The organism is Ruegeria sp. BE9 (assembly GCF_056538765.1).
This window is the reverse complement of the sequence record NZ_JBQFTS010000015.1, coordinates 1-5,842: the sequence shown is the minus strand read 5'-3', so window position 1 is coordinate 5,842 and position 5,842 is coordinate 1. Positions and strand designations below refer to the sequence as shown.

At 53.4% G+C, this 5,842-nt stretch carries 3 tRNA genes and 3 rRNA genes; all 6 read left to right on the top strand.

The features are described from left to right. Positions 1-417 precede the first annotated feature (417 nt). The 6 genes from ACR0EO_RS22025 (at position 418) to ACR0EO_RS22000 (ending at position 5,832) form a co-directional block, all read left to right on the top strand. Positions 418-1,879, top strand: a 16S ribosomal RNA gene (locus tag ACR0EO_RS22025). A 140-nt stretch (positions 1,880-2,019) separates the two neighbouring features. Continuing rightward, a tRNA-Ile gene (locus ACR0EO_RS22020) sits at positions 2,020-2,096 on the top strand. A gap of 26 nt (positions 2,097-2,122) precedes the next feature. Further along, positions 2,123-2,198 (top strand) — tRNA-Ala (locus tag ACR0EO_RS22015). A 416-nt stretch (positions 2,199-2,614) separates the two neighbouring features. After that, positions 2,615-5,441, top strand: a 23S ribosomal RNA gene (locus ACR0EO_RS22010). 148 nt (positions 5,442-5,589) lie between these two features. Next, a 5S ribosomal RNA gene (gene rrf / locus ACR0EO_RS22005) occupies positions 5,590-5,704 on the top strand. The 16S, 23S and 5S rRNA genes sit together here with 3 tRNA genes alongside, the layout of an rRNA operon. A gap of 51 nt (positions 5,705-5,755) precedes the next feature. Continuing rightward, positions 5,756-5,832, top strand: a tRNA-Met gene (locus tag ACR0EO_RS22000). Positions 5,833-5,842: the final 10 nt, after the last annotated feature.

The following is a 5,842-nucleotide window of genomic DNA, read 5'->3' as shown; positions in this document are numbered from 1 at the left end:
CCCCTTCACCGGCGCTGCTGAGGCGCTAGTGACACACCGGCGAGACGGTGGGACACACTGGAGAGACGGTGGAGACGCTCAGGATAGACTGGGGGCATCTTGAGGGATTGAGTTAGGCGGGCGCGCTGATGATATTGGCGCAACGGTCTGGTTTTTGGCTCTTGGTGTTATGTTCTTTGACATTGATGGATAACTGAAGAGATATGTGGGCGGTTTGGTTCGTTTCGACGGATTGAATGTTTGCATATCGCGCTAGTAGGCTTCGGCCGATGATCTAGTGTCAGCTTCACTGTTTGTACGGCTTTCGGTTTCTGAGGAAACCAGAAGCACAGACAAACAGATGACTTCAATGGTCCTAGCCGGATCATTGAGATGTGCAGAGGTTCGAACGTCAAGGATAACCGAGTAATCGGTTTTCAACTTGAGAGTTTGATTCTGGCTCAGAACGAACGCTGGCGGCAGGCCTAACACATGCAAGTCGAGCGCGCCCTTCGGGGTGAGCGGCGGACGGGTTAGTAACGCGTGGGAATATGCCCAAAGGTACGGAATAGCCTCTGGAAACGGAGAGTAATACCGTATGTGCCCTTCGGGGGAAAGATTTATCGCCTTTGGATTAGCCCGCGTTAGATTAGGTAGTTGGTGGGGTAATGGCCTACCAAGCCTACGATCTATAGCTGGTTTTAGAGGATGATCAGCAACACTGGGACTGAGACACGGCCCAGACTCCTACGGGAGGCAGCAGTGGGGAATCTTGGACAATGGGGGCAACCCTGATCCAGCCATGCCGCGTGAGTGATGAAGGCCCTAGGGTCGTAAAGCTCTTTCGCCTGTGAAGATAATGACGGTAGCAGGTAAAGAAACCCCGGCTAACTCCGTGCCAGCAGCCGCGGTAATACGGAGGGGGTTAGCGTTGTTCGGAATTACTGGGCGTAAAGCGCACGTAGGCGGATCGGAAAGTTGGGGGTGAAATCCCGGGGCTCAACCCCGGAACTGCCTCCAAAACTATCGGTCTAGAGTTCGAGAGAGGTGAGTGGAATTCCGAGTGTAGAGGTGAAATTCGTAGATATTCGGAGGAACACCAGTGGCGAAGGCGGCTCACTGGCTCGATACTGACGCTGAGGTGCGAAAGTGTGGGGAGCAAACAGGATTAGATACCCTGGTAGTCCACACCGTAAACGATGAATGCCAGTCGTCGGGTAGCATGCTATTCGGTGACACACCTAACGGATTAAGCATTCCGCCTGGGGAGTACGGTCGCAAGATTAAAACTCAAAGAAATTGACGGGGGCCCGCACAAGCGGTGGAGCATGTGGTTTAATTCGAAGCAACGCGCAGAACCTTACCAACCCTTGACATCCCGGGACCGGTCCAGAGATGGATCTTTCACTTCGGTGACTCGGTGACAGGTGCTGCATGGCTGTCGTCAGCTCGTGTCGTGAGATGTTCGGTTAAGTCCGGCAACGAGCGCAACCCACATCCTTAGTTGCCAGCAGTTCGGCTGGGCACTCTAGGGAAACTGCCCGTGATAAGCGGGAGGAAGGTGTGGATGACGTCAAGTCCTCATGGCCCTTACGGGTTGGGCTACACACGTGCTACAATGGCAGTGACAATGGGTTAATCCCAAAAAACTGTCTCAGTTCGGATTGGGGTCTGCAACTCGACCCCATGAAGTCGGAATCGCTAGTAATCGCGTAACAGCATGACGCGGTGAATACGTTCCCGGGCCTTGTACACACCGCCCGTCACACCATGGGAGTTGGTTCTACCCGACGACGCTGCGCTAACCTTCGGGGGGCAGGCGGCCACGGTAGGATCAGCGACTGGGGTGAAGTCGTAACAAGGTAGCCGTAGGGGAACCTGCGGCTGGATCACCTCCTTTCTAAGGATGTTCCTAGCATCATAGAGCTTGCTCTTGATCGTGGAGCACTTAGCAAAAGATCAACAAACAAAGTTGATCAAACTCATGGACCGAGCCGTCCTCATATCTCTTCAGAACACATCAGGCCGACCGGCCTGTCTGGGTCGGTAGCTCAGGTGGTTAGAGCGCACGCCTGATAAGCGTGAGGTCGGAGGTTCAAGTCCTCCTCGACCCACCACTAATTAGGGTGCGTAGCACCTGAATGGGGCCTTAGCTCAGCTGGGAGAGCGCCTGATTTGCATTCAGGAGGTCAGGAGTTCGATCCTCCTAGGCTCCACCATTTATCCGATCAGATCGTTAAGCACCTTTGGGTTCTTAGCCGTCCGATTGGACGTCGCTTCTTCGGAAGCATTGACATCGTATAGAGAGAAATCAATCAACACTGTTTGATCGCGCCGAGTGAGGCGTTGATCTCAGTTGGTCCTCTTCGGAGGAGGTTTGATTAGGGATGTTTCCTCGTCCCTCTTCGAATATCCCGGCTGAAACGAACAGAGTTGTCCAAGTCAAGTACACTAACCCGCATGATCTGATGATCATGCATTGTCTTCTATTCTCCATGTGGGGCCGACCGACATCGGCAGCATGGGTTCCAGGATAGAAGGCGGGAAAGTATGCTTTTGGTTCAGAAACAGAGGCGACCTTTAGTTACCAGCTGGGTTTGCCGTGAAGGACGTGTGTCTTTCTCTTTCTGGATCAAATCAAGCGCGAGAAGGGCGTTTGGTGAATGCCTTGGCAGCAAGAGGCGATGAAAGACGTGATACTCTGCGATAAGCCATGGGGAGCTGAGAATAAGCTTTGATCCATGGATTTCTGAATGGGGCAACCCACCTGAAAGCTTCATATTGTTATCTCTGATACTCAATATGGGGTTTAAACAGGTACTTAAGACCTGAATACATAGGGTTTTAAGAGCAAACCCGGGGAACTGAAACATCTAAGTACCCGGAGGAAAGGAAATCAATTGATACTCCCCTAGTAGCGGCGAGCGAACGGGGACCAGCCGAGCCAGATGAGTGACTAGAACACGTTGGGAAGCGTGGCCATAGCGGGTGACAGCCCCGTATAGGAAGCTCTGATGGACGTATTAAGTAGGGCGGAACACGTGAAATTCTGTCTGAAGATCGGAGGACCACCTTCGAAGGCTAAGTACTCCTTGCTGACCGATAGCGAACCAGTACCGTGAGGGAAAGGTGAAAAGCACCCCGACGAGGGGAGTGAAACAGTACCTGAAACCGAACGCCTACAATCAGTCGGAGGCTCCTTGCGAGCTGACGGCGTACCTTTTGTATAATGGGTCATCGACTTGGTCTCACGAGCAAGCTTAAGCCGTTAGGTGTAGGCGTAGCGAAAGCGAGTCTTAATAGGGCGTATGAGTTCGTGGGATCAGACCCGAAACCGAGTGATCTAGGCATGGCCAGGTTGAAGGTAAGGTAACACTTACTGGAGGACCGAACCCACATCCGTTGAAAAGGATCGGGATGAGCTGTGCCTAGGGGTGAAAGGCCAATCAAACTCGGAGATAGCTGGTTCTCTGCGAAATCTATTTAGGTAGAGCGTCATCCGAATACCCCGGGGGGTAGAGCACTGGATGGGTAATGGGGCCCCACAGGCTTACTGATCCTAACCAAACTCCGAATACCCGGGAGTACTAGATGGCAGACACACTGCGGATGCTAACGTCCGTAGTGGAGAGGGAAACAACCCTGACCTACAGCTAAGGCCCCCAATTCATGGCTAAGTGGGAAAGCAGGTGGGACGACCAAAACAACCAGGAGGTTGGCTTAGAAGCAGCCATCCTTTAAAGATAGCGTAACAGCTCACTGGTCTAAATAAGTTGTCCTGCGGCGAAGATGTAACGGGGCTCAAGCCATGAGCCGAAGCTTAGGATGCCGTAAGGCATGGTAGCAGAGCGTAGTGTGACATAGATCCATGCCTCCTTGATCCCTTCGGGGATATTGGAGGCGAGGATCTTTCGATGAAGCCGGCGCGTGAGCGATCCGGTGGAGAGATCACTAGTGAGAATGATGACATGAGTAGCGACAAAGAGTGTGAGAGACACTCTCGCCGAAAGTCCAAGGGTTCCTGCTTAAAGCTAATCTGAGCAGGGTAAGCCGGCCCCTAAGCCGAGGCCGAAAGGCGTAGGCGATGGGAACTAGGTTAATATTCCTAGGCCAGGAGGATGTGACGGATCACAGGTGTAGTTCAATCTTATCGGATTGATTGGGCTGCTGAGTGGTTCCTGGAAATAGCCCTCCATCAGACCGTACCCTAAACCGACACAGGTGGACTGGTAGAGCATACCAAGGCGCTTGAGAGAACGATGTTGAAGGAACTCGGCAAAATACCTCCGTAAGTTCGCGAGAAGGAGGCCCGGTTCCTAGGCAACTAGGGGCTGGGGGCACAAACCAGGGGGTGGCGACTGTTTATTAAAAACACAGGGCTCTGCGAAGTCGCAAGACGACGTATAGGGTCTGACGCCTGCCCGGTGCCTGAAGGTTAAAAGGAGAGGTGAGAGCCTTGAATTGAAGCCCAGGTAAACGGCGGCCGTAACTATAACGGTCCTAAGGTAGCGAAATTCCTTGTCGGGTAAGTTCCGACCTGCACGAATGGCGTAACGACTTCCCCGCTGTCTCCAACATCGACTCAGCGAAATTGAATTGCCTGTCAAGATGCAGGCTTCCCGCGGTTAGACGGAAAGACCCCGTGCACCTTTACTACAGCTTCGCACTGGCATCAGGATTGTGATGTGCAGGATAGGTGGTAGGCTTTGAAGCGGAAACGCAAGTATCCGTGGAGCCTCCCTTGAGATACCACCCTTCGCACTCTTGATGTCTAACCGCGGTCCGTTATCCGGATCCGGGACCCTGCGTGGCGGGTAGTTTGACTGGGGCGGTCGCCTCCTAAAGCGTAACGGAGGCGCGCGAAGGTTGGCTCAGAGCGGTCGGAAATCGCTCGTTGAGTGCAATGGCAGAAGCCAGCCTGACTGCGAGACTGACAAGTCGAGCAGAGTCGAAAGACGGCCATAGTGATCCGGTGGTCCCGAGTGGAAGGGCCATCGCTCAACGGATAAAAGGTACGCCGGGGATAACAGGCTGATACTGCCCAAGAGTCCATATCGACGGCAGTGTTTGGCACCTCGATGTCGGCTCATCTCATCCTGGGGCTGGAGCAGGTCCCAAGGGTACGGCTGTTCGCCGTTTAAAGAGGTACGTGAGCTGGGTTTAGAACGTCGTGAGACAGTTCGGTCCCTATCTGCCGTGGGTGTAGGAGACTTGAGAGGAGTTGCCCCTAGTACGAGAGGACCGGGGTGAACGATCCACTGGTGGACCAGTTGTCGTGCCAACGGCAGTGCTGGGTAGCTATGATCGGACAGGATAACCGCTGAAGGCATCTAAGCGGGAAGCCCCCCTCAAAACAAGGTCTCCCTGAGGGCCGTGGAAGACCACCACGTCAATAGGCCGGAGATGTAAGCGCAGTAATGCGTTCAGTTGACCGGTACTAATCGCCCGATAGGCTTGATTTGATCCAGTAATGGAAAGACAAAATCAAAAGCATACACTGACCTTGAGTTGGACAACGTTGATTGAAACAAAACCGTGCAGGAAAGCGCATTCGCTGCCTCCTGCCCGTCGCTTTTGCTTCGCAAAAGCCGACGTGGGGATTTTCCTCGGTTTGGTGGTCATAGCGCAAGTGAAACACCCGGTCCCATCCCGAACCCGGAAGTTAAGCACTGCCGCGCCAATGGTACTTGGGCTTAAGCCCCGGGAGAGTAGGTCACCGCCAAACCTAGTAAAATCCCCTCAATCTCTCTAACGATCACACAAAAACAGACACTGACGCGGGATGGAGCAGCCCGGTAGCTCGTCAGGCTCATAACCTGAAGGTCGTAGGTTCAAATCCTACTCCCGCAACCAGCGTCAAATA